The sequence below is a fragment of the Mesorhizobium dulcispinae genome (assembly GCF_033977345.1).
GTDB classification, from domain to species: domain Bacteria; phylum Pseudomonadota; class Alphaproteobacteria; order Rhizobiales; family Rhizobiaceae; genus Mesorhizobium; species Mesorhizobium dulcispinae.
Genome location: NZ_JAVIIY010000001.1, coordinates 937,310 through 953,217, shown reverse-complemented (window position 1 = coordinate 953,217; position 15,908 = coordinate 937,310). Strand labels below are relative to the sequence as shown.

The following is a 15,908-nucleotide window of genomic DNA, read 5'->3' as shown; positions in this document are numbered from 1 at the left end:
CCGCCGGGACTGCTGGCTGTGATGGGCCTGCAGTCCCGGCCGCCAAACTACCCGATCCTTCTCAAACAATCCTAGGGCGGAGCAAGGAGCGAAGCGACGCGCGCAGACCCTAGGATCCATGCCGTGACGTGGCGATAGAAATGCAACTGTGCAGAATGGTCGCTTGCAGCAGTGCCAGCTAACATCGATCCATGACCGGCTATGTCTACATGACCGCAAGCCAGAAAGGCGGCACGATCTACATCGGCGTCACCAACGAGCTTGGCCGTCGCATGCCTGAGTACAAGTCCGGTCAAGGCTCGCGCTTCACCAGCCGCTACGGTGTGCAACGTCTCGTCTCTGGTACGAGGAGTACTTCGACATCGCCGACGCCATACAGCGCGAGAAGTCATTGAAGCGCTGGCCGCGCCAATGGAAGATCGACTTGATCGAGAAGACCAACCCGAATTGGTCCGAGCTCTTTCGCGGAACCGGATGGTGAGCGTTCTGTACCGTCGCGGCGCTCGCAGGTCACGGCATGGATCCTAGGGTCTGCGCGCGTCGCTTCGCTCCTTGCTCCGCCCTAGGATGACGAAGTCGATAGGCGGCCCCCTCTGTCCTGCCGGACATCTCCCCCACGAGGGGGGAGATCGGACGTCGCCTCGGCTTTCGCCAATCTCCAACGTTCAAGAATGGTGCCTTCGCCGAAGCCACCGTGGCGCGTCCTCAATCCGTCTCCATCACCTCCCAATCCAGGCTCATGCCAGCACTCATCGTCTCCCCATCATCGAGCACCGTCAGCCCCTCGCCGTGATGCGCGTCGACGACATGCGAAACCGGCTCCAGGCAGAAGAAGCCGGCGTCGGGCGACGGCGAATAGAGGATGTAGACACCGAGCTCCGGCGAGGCGCTCAGCGTGATCTTGATCCCGTCCTCGAGCTGCGCGATCGAGGCGCGACGGTCCCAGCCGTCGAAGGCGTTGTTCACCCAGTCCAGCGGCAGCGGGATGTGGCGCTCGAAATCCCAACCAGGATGCTCGCTTACCGGCACCACGCCGACAGGCAGATGGCGCTCGTCCTCCAGCCAGACACGCTTGGCCTTCGCCTTCAGCGTGGTTGTGTCGCCGCGCGGAAACCACGGATGGAAGCCGAGGCCGTAAGGCAGGCGCATGCCGGCGCGGTTCTCCACCGTCAGGCATGCGTCCAGCGCTCCGTCTTGCAGCGCATAGGTGACGGAGGCGCTGTAGCGGTAGGGACCGATCGCGCCATCTTCGAGCACAAGCTCCGCCTCGGTATCTGAGCGGCTGGCAAGCCGCCACGGTTTCTGGAAACCGTCGCCATGGATCGGGAAAGCTTCGCCGGGCACGTTCGGCTCGACGGCATGGAAGGAGCCGTCGAAGGTGAAGCCGCCGCCGGAGATGCGGTTCGACCACGGCACCAGGAGCTGGCAGCCGGACGCGCCGGTGCCATCTCCCGGCTTGAGCAGCGCGACCGGCGCGCTGCCGATGACCAGCGCATCATAGCGGGCGATCGCGGCGCCGTTTTCCGGCGCCAAGACCAGCCGGGCGCGGCCGTCATCAAGCTCCACCATGCAGGTCCTCCTCGATGGCGATGTCGCTTCTCTTCTTTGTGCGAATTGGCGGATGAAGAGATGCGAAGTTCACGGTCGCGTTCAAAAATCTTCTCCATCGATGTCGGACTGGCCAAACCTCGTTCGTCATAGGAGCATAGACCGGCAATCAAGGAGAAACGATATGCCCAGCACTGTCCGCCTGCACCGCGTGCTCGCCACCAAGCCCGAGAAAGTCTACCGCGCCTTCGTCGAGGCGGACGCGCTGGCGAAGTGGCTGCCGCCGAACGGCTTCACCTGCACGGTCCACCACTTCGACGCAAAGGTCGGAGGCAACTTCAAAATGTCCTTCCGCAACTTCACCACGGGCGAGAGCCACGCCTTCGGCGGCGACTATGTCGAGCTCGTCCCAGGTGAGCTCGTGCGCTACACGGACAAGTTCGACGATCCCAACCTGCCCGGCGAGATGCAGGTGACCGTGAGCCTGAAGAAGGTCTCAGTCGGCACGGAGATGGACATCACGCAGGCCGGCATTCCGGACACCATTCCGGCCGAGGCCTGCTATCTCGGCTGGCAGGAGTCGCTCAAAAACCTGGCAAGGCTCGTCGAGCCGGAGATCAATCAGTAGAGCCAGGCCCGGATGAGGCCCGTCGGTTCATGCCTGGCGACAGGCAGGCATGGGCCGGCGGGGCTTCATCCAGCTGTCATGATATGATGCAATTATTAGTCGCCGAATAAATACTCCTCGCTCGTGTACCCAAACACCTCCTCGCCCGGCTTGCGACCGGGCTTTCTTTTTCCGGGTTCGGCGCTTTCAGCCTGGTCGCGTCCGCTATCGCCACTCCGCTCTCGTTGGCGCAATCCAAACCGGTTCGTGCCCTGCCTCGGTCCATGCTAACAGAGGCGCCTTCAAAGATGGGCGACACCCAGCAAACCAGGATGGACGACATGGCGATAGAAAAAGTAGCTCTGGTGACGGCGGGCGGCAGCGGGATGGGCGCTGCGGCGGCAAAGCGGCTGGCGGCGGACGGCTTCAAGGTCGGCGTGCTCTCCTCCTCCGGCAAGGGCGAGGCGCTGGGCAAAGAGCTCGGCGGCTTCGGCGTGACCGGTTCGAACCAGTCGAACGAGGATCTGAAGCGCTTCACCGACGGCGCGCTGGAACGCTGGGGCCGCATCGACGTGCTGGTCAACAGCGCCGGCCACGGGCCGCGCGCCCAGATCATCGAGATCAGCGACGAGGACTGGCACAAGGGTATCGATACCTATTTCCTGAACGTGGTGCGCCCGACCCGGCTGGTGACGCCGGTGATGCAAAAACAGAAGGGCGGCGCCATCATCAACATCTCGACCGCGTGGGCGTTCGAGCCGAGCGTCGCCTTCCCGACCTCGGCGGTGGCGCGCGCCGGGCTCGCCGCCTTCACCAAGATCTTCGCCGACACCTATGCGGCCGACAACATCCGCATCAACAACGTGCTGCCGGGCTGGATCGACAGCCTGCCGGCGGTGGAGGAGCGCCGCCAGGGCGTGCCGATGAAGCGATACGGCACGTCGGAGGAAGTGGCGGCGACGATTTCCTTCCTCGCCTCAGACGGGGCGGCCTACATCACCGGCGAGAACATCCGCGTCGATGGCGGGCTGATGCGGGGGTATTGAGCGCTTGAATGGCGACCTGCCTCCGCTACCCTGCGATTTTCGGTGAGGAGGCAAGGATGAGCGCTTCATTCAGGCTCGGCATCGTCGGCGGCGCGGGCTGGCTGGGCAGCGCCATCGCGGGCGCTGCGCTTGCGGCCGGCGTGGTGCGGGCGCAGGACCTCGCGCTGTCCTATCGGAGCGCCAAACCGGACCGTTTTCCTGGCGCGTTCTGGACGAACGACAACCTGGCGCTCGCCGACCGCTCCGACGTCATCACGCTTTCGGTGCGGCCGCAGGATTGGCCCTCGCTCGAGCTGGACGCAAAGGGCAAGCTGGTGATTTCGGTGATGGCCGGCATCAGGCTCGCCGAGATCGGCGAGAAGCACGGCACGCGCCGCATCGTGCGCACGCTGCCCAACGCGGCGGCTGAGGTCGCAAAATCCTACACGCCGTGGATCGCGAGCGACGACGCGACCGAAGATGATCGCGCCATCGTGCGCGCGATCTTCGAGGCCTGCGGCGTGCAGGACGAAGTGGCGAGCGAGCGCGACATCGACTACCTCACCGGCCTGACGGGATCGGGCCCGGCCTTCCCTGCCCTCTTGGCGAACGCGATGATGCGCGACGCCGTTGCCTTCGGCCTCGCGCCGGACATCGCGCGCCGCGCCGTCAACACCGTGCTCACCGGCACCGGCCGGCTGCTCGAACTCAACGACGCCTCGCCTGCCGACACCGTGGAAGCCTTCCTCGACTATCGCGGCACGACAGCGGCCGCCATCGAGACGATGCGCGAAGCGGGTTTCGACGAGGCCGTGGCGAAAGGGTTGGCGGCGGCGTTCCTGAAGTCGATCGAGATGGGCAAGGCGTGAGTGGTGGCGTGGAAGCGCCGCCACTCACCGAGCTGCCGAGTCACTGAACCGCAAAGTCGCAGCGCCGCCAAGTCACTGACTTGGCTTGTTACTGGGGTCGTCCGCCTTGTTGACGTAGGTGATTGCAAAGGGACCTTCACCGTGGACCTGGACGATGGTGCGGCTCGTCGTCCATGCGTAATGGTTCATCTGCGCCGGCGCGACACCAAATCCGCCCCTGGTAAGGTGGATGCCCTTGGCCTTGTCGAGCTTGTCGCCCATTCCGATGTGAAAGTCGCCGGAGATCACCGTCACATATTCCGACGTAGGATGGTTATGCGCCGCGATCGCGTAGTTCTTGGGCATGTCCAACCGGAGAACAAACATGCCCTGCTTCGAAGGGTCTCCCGCGATGACAGCGATTTTGGCGCCGGTGGGAAGGAAGGACGGTGCCGGACCCCATTTGATGGCGCCGGCATTCACCGGCGCCGGCATGTCTTCGGCCAGCAGCGGGCTCGAACTGATCAGCAAGAGAAGCATTGCGGCAGTGGACTTCAACATCGTGGTCCTCCCTTGGTTGTGCCCTGACACGGCAAGCGTGAGGGAATGCTGAAATTAGCACGAAACCTGCAGCCTGCCATTGGAGCCGGCGTGGGTGCATTCGTGGAAATGACGCTAGCCTTTGAGATCGGATCCGGGCCGCCTGGCGGTGACGATCCGGGAACTGGCGTCAGCGGGCGGCGGCCGTCTGTCGGCCGATTCCGAACCGTCGCTCGGGCGAACTGCTACATTGAAACAAATGCATTCATTCGCCACGATCTGCCTAATCATTTGGCAGAAATTCTTACAATATTGAGTAAAATTTACCGAGTCTCGCGCTTAGATTGTATTAGATCCCTCTTACTCTCTCTGCCTTAAAGAATTGATCGCTGAAATATGATTTTTTTCTGTACTATATGGCAATTCCTTGGAACGATAACCTGAATTACAGGTTGATCCGACGGCGATCGGTTGAAGCGCATCGACCGGTTCAACTAGGCCGGGATCACGAGGAGAACTGTCCGATGACCTCCATCGTCAACGCAGTAGGCGTTCCTCTTCCCTATAGCGGCACGTCCACCCATTGGTTCTCGGCGGCAGGGTCTGGGCCGGATTTGTGGGGCACCTCCGGAAACGACACCTTCTATGGGGCCTCCGGTGTCAATGTCACCATGCACGGTAGCTACGGCGATGACATCTACTACCTCTATGCCGCAGGCAACAAAGTGGCCGAGGGCTATGGGGCCGGCATCGACACCATCAGCACATGGATGAGCTACAAGCTCCCCGACAACGTCGAGAACCTCGTCGTCACCAACGCCAAGAACTTCGCTTTCGGAAACGACCTGGACAACATCATCACCGCCAAGGCCGGCCACCAGACGCTGGACGGCGGCAAGGGCAATGATGTGCTGATCGACGGTGGCGGCGGTTACGACACGTTCATCATCGCAAAAGGCAACGGAAGCGATCTGATCGCCAATTTTGCCGCGACCGACAATGTCCGCCTTGACGGCTATGGATTCACTTCCTTCGACGCCATTCACTCAAACATGATCCAGGCGGGATCGAACGTCATCTTGAACCTCGGATCCGGCGAGATCCTCGAGTTCAAGGACACGACCATCGACAAAATCCAGCCCAGCCAGTTCGAGCTGCCGATCGACAAGTCCGGCATGACGCTGTCCTTCGGCGACGAGTTCAACACGCTGAACCTCCACAACAGCCAAGGCGGCACCTGGGACACCAATTTCTGGTGGGGCGCGCCGAATGGCAGTACGCTCACCCAGAACAACGAGCTGCAGTGGTATATCGACGCCAATTACGCCCCGACGAGCTCAGTCCACCCGTTCAGCGTGAACAACGGCGTTCTCACCATCACCGCGGCGCAGGCGCCGGCGGACATCAAGCCGCTGATCAACAACTACGAATACACCTCTGGCATCCTGACCACGCACGATAGCTTCTCGCAGACCTATGGCTATTTCGAAATGCGGGCCGACCTGCCGGAGAACGCCGGCGCCTGGCCAGCCTTCTGGCTGCTGCCCCAGGACGGCTCGTGGCCGCCGGAGTTGGACGCCGTGGAAATGTACGGCCAGAACCCGAACTCGCTTCTGATGACCGCGCACTCGAATGCAACGGGAACGCACACCACGGTCTCGTCCACGGTGAACGTCGTGGATACCGCCGGCTTCCACACCTACGGCGTGCTGTGGACGCCGGACAAGCTGGTGTGGACCTATGACGGCGTGCAGGTCGCGGAAGCGGCGACACCGTCGGACATGAACAAGCCCATGTATATGCTGGTCGATCTTGCGATCGGCGGTCAGGCCGGCGCGCCGCCGGATCATCTGGCGACCCCGGCTCAGATGAAGATCGACTACATCCACGCCTACACGCTGGGCGCTGTGCAGGCGAACCCGCTGATTATGACGAGCAGCACCACCACCCCAACGCAAAGCACCGCCACGCAAAGCACCGCCACGCACAGCTTCGCCGCGCACAGCTTCGCCGACAGCACGCTGCACCACGGTTCCGAGTTTGGCGGCCACGCGTAAGGGCTCGGAATCATGCAACGGGGAACGCGTAAATGACTGGACCGTCCGGCCTGCGGCCGGTCTTCCTGCGCGCCATCGCCGATGTTGGCGTCTTCTCTGTGCTGATCAACATCCTGCTCTTGGTGATCCCGCTCTACCTTCTGCAGGTCTATGATCGGGTGCTGCCGTCCTCCAGCGTCGAGACGCTATTTTACCTCTCGCTCATCGCGGTGCTGGCTCTCGCCTTCCTCGGCTTCCTCGACGCGGTGCGCGCCATCTACACGCAACGAGTCGCCGCGACCGTCGACCGGAAGCTGGGTGCCGGAACGTTCGCGCTTTCGCTGGCGCCCAAATATGCCGGCGGCCTGTCGCCTCTCAGCGACCTCGCCTCGGTCTGCGCCTTCATCCGGTCGCGCGGCGTCGCGGTGCTGTTCGACCTGCCCTTCGCTCCGGTTTTCCTCGCTTTGCTCTATCTCATCCATCCGATCCTGTTCTGGGTGACGCTCGCCGGCACGGTGCTTCTCGTTCTGCTGGTCATCGCGAACCAGCTTGCCATCGGCAGGAACGATGCCCTGTCCGCGGAACGTTCCGCTTTGGCCAGCCAGGCCGAGCAGGTCTTTGCCCGCAATGCCGAAACGTTGCGCGCCATGGGCATGGTCGAGAACGCCGCACGGGTCTGGGGACGGCACGTCGGCGAAGCGCTCATCCTGCACGACCGCTCTGCCGGCGCCAACGCGATCTTCAGCGGCGCCTCGCGGGCCTTCCGCATGATGCTGCAGCTCGCGATCCTCGGCGCTGGCGCATGGCTGGTGGTCGAGGGGCAGATGACGGCCGGCATGATCTTCGCCTCGTCGCTGGTGTCGTCGCGCGCGCTGCAACCGCTCGATCAGCTGATCGGCGCCTGGCGGCAGATCCTCGAGGCCAAACGAGCATGGAAGCGGCTGGAAAAGGCGCTTGCGGCGCAGCCGGCGGAAGCGCGCAAGCTCGCCCTGCCCGACCCGTCAGGCGCGATTGCCGTGCAGGACGTTTTCTTCATGGCGCCGAATGCCCAGCCCGGCACCGAACCCATCCTCAAGCGGCTGAGTTTCCAGATCGGCGCCGGCGAAGCGGTGGCGATCATCGGCCCGAGCGGCGCCGGCAAATCGACACTGGCACGGCTGCTCGTCGGCGCCGCCCAGCCGACCGGGGGGGCCGTTAGGATCGACGGCGCCGACCTCCGGACCTGGGACGAGAACCAGCTCGGAAAATATATCGGCTATCTCGCGCAGGAGGTGGAGCTCTTCCCCGGATCGATTGCGCAGAATGTCGCCCGCTTCGACGCACAGGCGGAAGACGCCGCGATCGTCGAGGCGGCCAGGCGCGCCGAGGCGCATGAGCTGATCCTGGCGCAGCGCGACGGCTACCAGACCATGATCGGCCCCTCGAACAGGACGCTGTCGGGCGGCGAGCGGCAGCGGATCGGGCTGGCGCGCGCGTTCTACGGCAATCCGCGCATGATGGTCCTCGACGAGCCCAGCTCCCATCTCGACGGCAGCGGCGAAGCGGCGCTCGAAGCGGTGCTCGCCGCCGCGAAAGCGGCGGGCGTCACGGTGATCGTGATCACGCATCGCCCTTCGATCGCCGCCGCCTGCGACCGCGTGATGCTTTTGCGCGGCGGCGTGGTCGAAGCCTTCGGCCCGAGCGGCGAGGTGCTGCGGCGGCCAAGCGTCGATAGCGGCGCCGATAAGAGCCCTGCCGCGCGGCCGGGCACGGTGGTGACGGGCTCGTTCATCCCGACGATCCGCACGCACGGCGTGCGCCTGGGATCGTAGACGATGACCGTCGAGAGCCTCGCCTGGAACGGCCAGCCACGCACCGATTTCCGGCGCATGGCGCTGGCCGGATATGCGGCAATCGCACTCTTCGTCGGTTGCTTTGGCTATTGGACGGTGAGCGCGCCGCTCTCCGGCGCGGTGATCACGCAAGGCACGATCTCCGCGACCGGCGGCAACATCCTGATCCAGCAGCCCGAGGGCGGCATCATCCGGCAATTGCTGGTCCATGAAGGCGACCGCGTAGCGCAGGGCCAGGACCTCATCCTGCTCGACCGGACGGCGGCGCAGGCAGACCTCAACCGGCTGACCAGACAGTCTATCGCGCTCAAGGCAACCGCGGCGCGGCTGGAGGCCGAGCGCGACGGGCTGGACAGGCTGGCGCCGATCACCGAGGCGGCGCCGGCGCCGTTCCAGCAGGATTTCCAGAACCTCATCCGCGAGCAGCAGAAGGAATTCGACGCCAGGCTCGCCCGCTTCCGCTCCGAACAGTCGATCATGGCCCAGAGGGTCGCCATGCATCGGGAGTCGGTCGTGGGCTTGAACGCCCAGAAGCTTGCCATCGAGCAGCAGTCGGAAGTGGTGAAGAAGGAGCTCGGCATCAAGACCGGCCTCCTGGACAAGGGCCTCACCAACCGCACCGAATATTCGCAGCTGCTGCGCTCAGAGGCCGACCTCGTCGGCCAGGCCGGCGCGCTGGAGGCAAACCTGGCCGCGGCCAACTCGCAGATCGTCGAAGCCCAGGTGCAAGTCGAGCGGCTGACCACGCAGCGCGTGGAGGAAGCGCTGGGCAAACTCGACGAGGTCCGCACCAACCTCGCCGACATCGAGGAGCAGATCGGGGCAGCCAAGGCAGTGCTTCAGCGCACGACGATCAAGGCGCCGGCTGAGGGCATCGTCGTGTCGTCCACCTATAATTCGAAAGGCAGCGTGATCGCCCCCGGCGAGAAGATCATGGAAATCCTGCCCACGGCATCGGGCCTCAACGTCGATGCCAAGCTGCGGCCGAAAGACGTCGACCAGGTCCGCGTCGGCCAGCCGGCGAAGCTCAGGCTGTCCGCGCTGAATACGCGCCTGACGCCCGAAGTCTCGGCGACCGTGACGCAGATCTCAGCCGACCGACTGATCGACCAGGCGACGCACGAACCCTATTTCCGCGCCAAGCTGAAGATCGCCGATGCCCTGCCGCCCGGCGTCAGGCCCGAGCAGCTTTATCCCGGAACACCGGTCGAGGCGTTCATCAACACGGGCGACCGGACCTTCTTCGAATATCTGGTGCGGCCGATGGTGGATTCGTTCGCGCGGGCGTTTGCGGAGCGGTGAACGGCAGTAGCACCCATGGCTCGCGAGCCTTGGAACCAAAGGCGTGCGAGACTGTTCAGCTATAGCTTGATACGATGCTGACCTGCCCGGGCCGGTCGGGCAGCGGCGCTCTTGAGGAGTCTTCATCATGTCCAGATTTCGTTCAGTCGCGGTTGCCGTCATCGCGGCCGTGGGCGTTAGCTTCGCCAGCGCCGCAAACGCCGACAGCGGCACGATCCGCTTCTCCGTCTACAAGGCGGCCTTCTTCATCGGTGGATCCGGTGGCGAGGGCACGCTGACCTTCCACGGTCGCCGCTATCCCATCTCGATCGGCGGCATCTCGGGCGGTCTCGCCTTCGGTGCCTCCAAGACCTATTTCCAGGGTACCGTGCGCCACATACGCCGCGCCCGGGACGTGACGGGTGTGTATGGCGCGGCGGGCGGCGGCGGCGCGCTCGGCAGAGGAGCGCAGGTGATCGTCATGACCAATGACAAGGGCGCCGAGCTCCAACTGACGGGCAGGCAGGTAGGCCTGCAGGTCAACGCCGATCTCAGCGGCATGAGCATCGGCCTGAGGTAAGGACCGCCGCTCGGTTCGCCTGGAGGGGCCCGAATTGCCAAGGTGAGCCGCTGGCGGCCTGACCGCCCCCGGCTCCCTGCACTGTCTTTGGCGCAATCGCGAGCACCCGTCTGGCAGAATGGAATTTGGGCCGCCGCCTGTGGACATCGCGGCGGCAATGAAACAATCTTCACTGCGGGAACAAGAAGCGCTTCGAAGAAAGCGCGGACCTTCGGGTGTGCATGAAAAATCGCTGGACCTTGTACGATCCACGGCTGGCCTGGATGCTGATCGCGCCGGTGCTGTTGCTCTTGATCTTCTTCCTGGTGCTGCCGATCGCCGTGATGGCGGTCTACACCTTCTTCACCTTCGTCACCGCCGGCGTGGAGACCAGCGCGCTGACCGCCGCCAACTGGCACGAATTCCTCACCGACAGCTACTATCACGGGTTCCTGTTGAAGACGCTGAGGGTCGGCGCCATCACCGCCCTGCTCTGCGGCGTGCTCGGGTATTTCCCGGCCTATTTCATCTGGGGCACGACCTTCAAACACAAGTGGCTGCTCCTGCTTCTGCTCATCGTGCCGTTCTGGATCAGCTTCACCATCCGCACCTTTTCCTGGATCAACATCCTCGGCGAACAGGGCGTCATCAACGTCGCGCTCATGAAGATGGGCATCATCAGCGAGCCGCTGCCGATGCTCTACACCGAGGGCGCGGTCATCATGGGGCTGCTGCATTTCCTGCTGCCCTACATGATCCTCAACGTCTATGTGAGCCTGGAAAGCATCGACCGCACACTGATCTCGGCGGCGCGTTCGATGGGCTGCACCAGCGCGCAGGCGTTCCGCGAGGTCACACTGCCGCTTTCGCTGCCGGGCCTCGCCGCGGGCCTGCTGCTCTGCTTCGTGCTGGCCGCCGGCAGCTATGTGACGCCGCAGCTTCTGGGCTCCGGGCGCGACGCGCTGTTCGGCAATCTGATCTACGACACCATCATGGGCGAGCTGAACTGGCCGATGGGCGCCACGCTTTCGATCGTGCTGTTCGTCGTGCTCGGCTTCTTCGCCGCCATCTACACCCGCTACATGGGCATGTCGCAGATCGTCAAAGGACTGGGTGGATGAGGAGGTTCGGGGGATGAAAGCTGCGCGGCCGAGCAAGGAAGGCAAATGGGCCCGGCGGCTCACCGGCTTCGTCACGCTCTGCGTCTACATCTTCATGTTCGCGCCGATCGTGGCGACCGTGATTTTGTCGTTCAACGCCTCGATGTTCGGCGGCTTCCCGATGACCGGCTTTTCCCTGCAATGGTACGGCAAGCTGATGGCCAATGAGGCGGTGCTGGCCGCCTTCCGAACCTCGCTGTGGATTGCCCTCGTCACCGCGATCGCCACCACGGCGATCGGCGTCGTCACGTCGTTCGCGCTGGTGCGCTTCGACTTCCCCGGCAAGCAGACGCTGAGCACGCTGGTGATCCTGCCGGCGCTGGTGCCGGAAACCATTCTGGGCGTCGGCCTCCTGGTGCTGATCAAGGCGGTCGACCAGCCGCGGACGCTGCTTCTCCTGGTGCTCGGCCATATCCTGCTTGCCGTACCCTATGTGGTGCTGATCACCCAGGCGCGCATGGTCGGCATCCGGCGCGTCTATGAGGAGGCGGCGCTTTCGCTCGGCGCCTCGCGCTTCTCGTCCTTCCGCGAGATCACGCTGCCGCTGCTTATCCCGGCAGTCGTAGCAGGGGCGCTGCTCGCCTTCACCATCTCGTTCGACAACACCTCGGCCAGCCTGTTCTGGCGGCCGGCCGGTGTCGAGACCATGCCGACGCAAATCCTTTCGATGCTGAAAATCTCGATCAGTCCCGAGATCAACGCGCTCGGCACGGTCATGATCCTGGTGACCGTCGGCATCCCGCTGATCGGCGGCGTGCTCATGCAGAGCCTGACCAGATTGAAAAGACGAGGCGAACCAAAGGAGGAAGCACGATGAAACTGACCACCACCAAGCGGCTGGAACGGCTGCACGACCGCTACGCTAATGGCGATCTCAGCCGCCGCACGTTCCTGAGCCTGACCGCCGCCGCAGCGGCCTCGGCGGGCCTCTCCATGCCGTGGATGAGCCGCGCGCTCGCCGCGGTCGAAGAGGTCCGCTTCGACGGTTGGGGCGGGACGGTGCAGGACGCGATCGACAAATACGCCTTCCAGCCCTACACGGCCAAGACCAAGATCAAGGTGGTCCAGGGCACGTTCGGCGACGAGAACGAGATCATCACCAAGATCAAGACGGCGAAGCCCGGCGACTTCCAGATCGTGCATTCATCGGGCGTCAACTACTACATCAAGTATATCAACGCCGGCATGAACTCGGAGATCAACGAGGCCAACATTCCCAACATGGCGAATGTGCTGCAGCCGATGATCGAGCCGTTCCGCAAGCTGACGCCAAAACTCTCGGCCGTGCCTTACGACTACGGCACCACGGGCATCGCCTACAACACCAAGGTGATCTCGCCAGAGGAGGCGAAGGAGAAAGGCGCCGGCCTGCTGCTCGACAAGAAATATGCCGGCAAGGTCGGCGGCTATGCCGATATGACCACGCGCGTCTGGTACGCGGCCCTGGCCACCGGGCAGGACCCCAACAACATCAAGGACATGGACACGATCTGGGCCAAGGTGCGCGAGACGCGCGACCTCGCCAAGAAGTTCTGGAGCTCCGGCGCGGAGCTGATGGACCTGCTCTCCAAGGGCGAGATCGTGGTGACCGACGCATGGTCGGGCCGCGTCGCCGCCCTGCAGGACCAGGGCCATCCGATCGGCTATCTCGATCCGGCAGGCTCCTATGCCTGGATGGAGGACATGCTGATCCTGAAAGGCTCGCCGATGGCCGAGTGCGAGGAGCTGATCAACTTCATGCTCGATCCGGCGACCTCGATCGCGGTGGCCGAGGGCCAGAGCTATCCGCCGTCGCTCGACCCGACCAAGGTCAAGCTCACCGAGAAGATCGAGAAGCTGCCGGCCTTCGACAAGACCGGCTCAATGAAGGCGTTGACCTTCGCCGATCCAGTTTACTGGGCGACCAACGAGGACGCCTGGACCAAGCAGTGGGACAGGATCGCGAAAGGTGCCTGATAGCCAGGAAGCCTCACTCAGCCCCCGGCCGGTTTCGGCCGGGGCACCCTCCCCCGGCGCAGCTTCCGGCATGGGCGCGGACAAGCCTGCAGTCGAGTTCCGCGACATTGACATCGCCTATGGCAAGTTCGTCGCGGTGCGCGATTTTTCGCTCTCGATCCGCAAGGGCAGCTTCGTCACGCTGCTCGGGCCGTCGGGCTGCGGCAAGACGACGATCCTGCGCTCCATCGCCGGCCTGGTCGACATTTCGGGCGGCCAGATCATGATCGACGGGCGACGGGTCGACGACGTGCCGATCTACAAGCGCAATATCGGGCTGGTGTTCCAGAGCTACGCGCTGTTCCCGCACAAGAGCGTGTTCGACAACGTCGCCTTCGGCCTGAAATACCGCAACGTGCCGAAGCCCGAGATCGCGCGCAAGGTCGGCCAGGCGCTCGACATGGTGCGGCTGCCGGGCAGCGAGAAGAAGCTGCCCTCGCAATTGTCGGGCGGGCAGCAGCAGCGCATCGCCCTCGCCCGCGCCATCGTGTTCGAGCCGCAGGTGCTTTTGCTCGACGAGCCGCTGTCGGCGCTCGACGCCAACATGCGCGAGGAGATGCGCGTCGAGATCAAGAAGATCCAGAAGGCAACCGGCATCACAGCCATCTTCGTCACGCACGACCAGGAAGAAGCGCTCTCCATGTCGGATCGCATCGTGGTGATGAACGCCGGCTCGGTTGAGCAGATCGGCACGCCGGAGGAAGTTTATGAGACGCCCGCCACCGCCTTCGTCGCCGATTTCCTCGGCAAGGCCAACATGCTTGCGGGCACCATCAGCAAGTCCGGCGCAGCGACGGCTGTCGCGCTTGCTTCGGGCCAGACGGTCGACGTGACGTCGCCCAGGCCGCTGGCGCCCGGCAGCAAGGTCACCGTCGTGGTCCGGCCGCAAAAACTGTCGGTCGGTGCCGCAGCGGGCGCCAACCGCCTGTCCGGCCGCGTCGTCTCGACCTCCTATCTCGGCGGCAGCGCCATCTACGAGATCGACATCGGCGGCAAGACGAACGTGCGGGCCAACACGCCGATCAACAGCCGCGTCGTTCGTGAAGGCGAGGCCATCGAGGTCGGGTTCGACCCTGGCGGTTGCGTCCTGCTCGACGAGAGCGGGCGGCGGATTTCGTAAGGTAGTGCGCCGCTCGTCGGTGCAGCCACGCCGGTTGCCCCACTCCAGGCCGAATTTAGCGAACCCTTGGATAACTCGACCGGGGTCGTGCACCGAAGACCAAATGCAAGGCCCTGCTGATCCATGCTATAGTGCATGCGCATCATGGCATGCGTTACGGGTTAATTGGCCCCGAGCGGCAGCGGCGGAACGTTGCGGCGCTATCATTGAAGAGACTTATCGAGTGGACACGATCAAACGCTCGGCTTCCTGCGATCAGCGATAGGCGCTTGAAACGATTCAGCGGTGCAACGGATTCCTCTGCCTGATTTTTCGCCGCCAGAGGCAGTCGAGGAGGAGAGAAAATGCTACGGAAACAAGCGGTGTTTGCGATCGCCGCTGCGGTGACTCTGGCAATGGCGTCACACGGCGCCCACGCAGCCGCGAAGATCAAGATCGGCTTCCTGCCGGGTGTCGTCGATCCATTCTATCAGGTCATGCAGGTCGGGGTTGAGGCTGCCGCGAAAGATCTCGGCGTTGATGTCGTCACGCAGGTCCCGCCGACCTGGGGTGTCGATGTTCAGACGCCGATCCTCGATTCGATGGTTGCCCGCGGCGACCTGAACTACATCATTACCGCGCCGACAGACAAGGATCAGATGGTCGGCCCACTGAAGGCCGCTGTCGACGCCGGCATCAAAGTCATCACCGTTGACACTTTTCTCGGCGATGGAGACTACGTCAACGGCCCGGTGAAGTTCCCGATCAGTTACATTGGTTCGGACAATACCGAGGGCGGCCGTATCTCGGCGCGCGGGCTCGCCAAGGCGATCGGCGGAAAAGGCACTGTCTACATCAATTCGACGAACCCCAACGTCAGCTCCGTTGAAGGCCGCGAGAAGGGCTTCAAGGAGGTGATGGAGAAGGAGTACCCGAATATCAAGGTGCTCGGGCCAGACTATAATCTCGACGATCCCAACAAGGCCACGCAGCAGACGGCAGCGGTGCTCGAACGCGATTCCGCACTCGCCGGCGTGTTCGGCACCAATGTCTTCAGCGCGCAAGGGGCTGGCGCTGCGGTCGTCAATGCGGGACTCGGCGGCCATGTCCAGGTCGTCGCCTATGACGCGACAAAGCTGGCCATCGAGTTGCTGAACAAGGGCGTGGTTACCCTGGTGCTGGCGCAGAAGCCCTACGATATGGGCTACATGGCGGTGCAATTTGCGGTGGCCGACGCGGCCGGGGTGACCAGCCTGCCGCGGCGCGTCGAGACAGGCTTTGCCATCATTGACAAGGAGAACGTAACGGACTCGGCGATCTCTCGCTTCATCTATCAAGTTCCCGGGAAATAATCTGGCCCGGGTGAAAAGCGTCGAGG

Annotated in this window: 14 protein-coding genes and 1 pseudogene; 13 read left to right on the top strand and 2 right to left on the bottom strand. The window is 63.7% G+C overall.

What is annotated here, in order from left to right:
• The first annotated feature begins 191 nt into the window (after window positions 1-191).
• Window positions 192-481, top strand: a pseudogene (locus tag RFN30_RS04660) (GIY-YIG nuclease family protein).
• A gap of 224 nt (window positions 482-705) precedes the next feature.
• Here the strand turns inward: RFN30_RS04660 and RFN30_RS04655 are convergent.
• The gene (locus tag RFN30_RS04655; RefSeq protein ID WP_320260934.1) at window positions 706-1,569 is read right to left on the bottom strand and encodes an aldose 1-epimerase; all 864 of its coding nucleotides are present in this window, start codon (window positions 1,567-1,569) and stop codon (window positions 706-708) included.
• 163 nt (window positions 1,570-1,732) lie between these two features.
• On the opposite strand from RFN30_RS04655, the gene RFN30_RS04650 reads away from it, so the two are divergent.
• From RFN30_RS04650 to RFN30_RS04640, 3 genes are all read left to right on the top strand, one after another.
• Window positions 1,733-2,176, top strand: a complete 444-nt coding sequence (locus tag RFN30_RS04650; protein ID WP_320260933.1) for an SRPBCC family protein — start codon at window positions 1,733-1,735, stop codon at window positions 2,174-2,176.
• A 320-nt stretch (window positions 2,177-2,496) separates the two neighbouring features.
• Window positions 2,497-3,201, top strand: a complete 705-nt coding sequence (locus RFN30_RS04645) for an SDR family oxidoreductase (RefSeq protein WP_320260932.1) — start codon at window positions 2,497-2,499, stop codon at window positions 3,199-3,201.
• A gap of 56 nt (window positions 3,202-3,257) precedes the next feature.
• Window positions 3,258-4,049, top strand: a complete 792-nt coding sequence (locus tag RFN30_RS04640; protein ID WP_320260931.1) for a pyrroline-5-carboxylate reductase family protein — start codon at window positions 3,258-3,260, stop codon at window positions 4,047-4,049.
• A 72-nt stretch (window positions 4,050-4,121) separates the two neighbouring features.
• On the opposite strand, the gene RFN30_RS04635 is transcribed toward RFN30_RS04640, so the two are convergent.
• A complete protein-coding gene (locus tag RFN30_RS04635) occupies window positions 4,122-4,589 on the bottom strand; it encodes a cupin domain-containing protein (protein WP_320260930.1) in 468 nt (155 codons plus the stop codon).
• A gap of 503 nt (window positions 4,590-5,092) precedes the next feature.
• Between RFN30_RS04635 and eglC the strand changes: the two genes are divergently transcribed.
• The 9 genes from eglC (at window position 5,093) to RFN30_RS04590 (ending at window position 15,882) form a co-directional block, all read left to right on the top strand.
• Window positions 5,093-6,625, top strand: a complete 1,533-nt coding sequence (eglC, locus tag RFN30_RS04630) for an endo-1,3-1,4-beta-glycanase EglC (protein WP_320260929.1) — start codon at window positions 5,093-5,095, stop codon at window positions 6,623-6,625.
• A 32-nt stretch (window positions 6,626-6,657) separates the two neighbouring features.
• Window positions 6,658-8,415: a type I secretion system permease/ATPase gene (locus RFN30_RS04625; RefSeq protein ID WP_320260928.1), complete on the top strand. Its 1,758-nt coding sequence runs from the start codon at window positions 6,658-6,660 to the stop codon at window positions 8,413-8,415.
• 3 nt (window positions 8,416-8,418) lie between these two features.
• Window positions 8,419-9,738, top strand: coding sequence for an HlyD family type I secretion periplasmic adaptor subunit (locus RFN30_RS04620; protein WP_320260927.1), 1,320 nt, complete (start codon window positions 8,419-8,421; stop codon window positions 9,736-9,738).
• Window positions 9,739-9,865: 127 nt separating this feature from the next.
• Window positions 9,866-10,297, top strand: a complete 432-nt coding sequence (locus tag RFN30_RS04615) for a lipid-binding SYLF domain-containing protein (RefSeq protein ID WP_320260926.1) — start codon at window positions 9,866-9,868, stop codon at window positions 10,295-10,297.
• A gap of 221 nt (window positions 10,298-10,518) precedes the next feature.
• Entirely contained in the window at window positions 10,519-11,397 is an 879-nt protein-coding gene (locus RFN30_RS04610) for an ABC transporter permease (RefSeq protein WP_320260925.1), read from the top strand.
• 13 nt (window positions 11,398-11,410) lie between these two features.
• Window positions 11,411-12,253 carry an ABC transporter permease gene (locus RFN30_RS04605; protein ID WP_320260924.1) on the top strand — a complete coding sequence of 281 codons (843 nt, stop codon included), beginning with the start codon at window positions 11,411-11,413 and terminating at the stop codon, window positions 12,251-12,253.
• Entirely contained in the window at window positions 12,250-13,392 is a 1,143-nt protein-coding gene (locus RFN30_RS04600; protein ID WP_320260923.1) for an extracellular solute-binding protein, read from the top strand. Before RFN30_RS04605 ends, RFN30_RS04600 begins: the two co-directional genes overlap by 4 nt.
• 70 nt (window positions 13,393-13,462) lie before the next feature.
• Window positions 13,463-14,551 carry an ABC transporter ATP-binding protein gene (locus RFN30_RS04595; RefSeq protein ID WP_320260922.1) on the top strand — a complete coding sequence of 363 codons (1,089 nt, stop codon included), beginning with the start codon at window positions 13,463-13,465 and terminating at the stop codon, window positions 14,549-14,551.
• A gap of 344 nt (window positions 14,552-14,895) precedes the next feature.
• On the top strand, window positions 14,896-15,882 hold the full coding sequence (locus tag RFN30_RS04590; RefSeq protein ID WP_320260921.1) for an ABC transporter substrate-binding protein: 987 nt from the start codon (window positions 14,896-14,898) through the stop codon (window positions 15,880-15,882).
• Window positions 15,883-15,908: the final 26 nt, after the last annotated feature.